This window comes from Pseudomonas sp. NPDC087346, assembly GCF_044744235.1.
Lineage (GTDB): Bacteria > Pseudomonadota > Gammaproteobacteria > Pseudomonadales > Pseudomonadaceae > Aquipseudomonas.
Map to the genome: position 1 here is coordinate 1 of NZ_JBIUXX010000174.1, position 1,255 is coordinate 1,255.

1 protein-coding gene is annotated in these 1,255 nt (G+C 55.9%); it reads left to right on the forward strand.

The genetic code is table 11. The annotated features are described in order from the left end of the window. Positions 1 to 66: 66 nt before the first annotated feature. Positions 67 to 1,247 (forward strand): IS3 family transposase gene (locus ACIOZM_RS31870; RefSeq protein WP_401221663.1). Its coding sequence is split into 2 segments (ribosomal slippage): positions 67 to 334 and positions 334 to 1,247, totalling 1,182 coding nucleotides; the frame shifts between segments, so codons are not numbered across the junction. The last annotated feature ends 8 nt before the right edge of the window (positions 1,248 to 1,255 follow it).

Consider the following 1,255-nt stretch of genomic DNA (forward strand, 5'->3'; position numbering starts at 1 on the left):
ATTGTAGTGGTCTAATTTCCCCGGACACCTCGATAAGTGGAAAATGCATCTATCGAGGAGTTTTTCATGACCAACAAACGCAGGACATTCGACGACAGCTTCAAGCTGCAAGTCGTGAAGATGATCAAGGACCAGGGGCTGACCGTTCCGCAGGTCTGCGGCGATCTGAATATTGGTGAGACAGCCGTCCGGCGCTGGGTTCAACAGTACGAGGCTGAGCAATTGGGACAGGCCGGGATCGGTAAACCGCTCACATCCGAGCAGCAGCGGATTCGGCAGCTGGAGCAGGAAAACCGCCAGCTCAAGATGGATAACGATGTATTAAAAAAAGCCACCGCCTTCTTTGCCCGCGAGCTGAAGTAACGTATCGATTGGTTCGGCAGCTGCAACAGAAGGCTTATTCGGTGGCGTATGTCTGTCGGCTGCTGGGCATCAGCCGATCCGGTTTCTACGAGGCCAACAAGCGTGCTGAAGCGCCAGCATCGATTTGTCCCGTTACCGTGCAACTCAAGGCGTCGTTTGCTGCGAGTGGCGGCTGCTATGGCAGTCGCCCGTTGCGTAAAGCGTTGCGCGCCAAGGGCATGGAAATAGGCGTTTATAAAATTCGTCGCTTGATGCGCGCCAACGGCCTGCGTTCGGCCTGGAAGCGTAAGTTTGTGCACACGACCGATAGCAAGCACGACCTGCCGGTTGCCGAAAATGTGCTGAATCGCCAATTCGAACCCGAAGCGGTGAACAAGGCCTGGGTGGCAGACATTACCTACATCCGGACCCGCAGCGGCTGGCTGTACCTGGCCGTGGTACTGGACTTGTTCTCACGCAAGATCGTGGGCTGGTCCATGGCCCCGAACATGCCCGCCGAGCTGGTGTGTAGTGCAATGCAGCTGGCAGTTGCTCAGCGTCAACCGCCACCGGGTCTGATCGCCCACTCGGATCGCGGTAGCCAGTACGCCAGCGCGAACTACAGAGCGTTGCTGGAGCGAAATGACATGCAGCAAAGCATGAGCCGTAAAGGTAACTGCTGGGATAACTCAGTGATGGAGCGCTTCTTCCTGAGCTTGAAAATGGAGCGGGTATGGCGCCGCGATTACGCCAACCACGCCGAAGCGATACGTGACATCACGGAATACATCGTTGGGTTTTACAACAACGAGCGGCTGCACTCGAAACTGGGATATCTGCCACCGACCGTTTACGAACGGACGATGGTATCGGAACCACCTATCGAGGTGTCTGGAATTAGTTGACCACTACA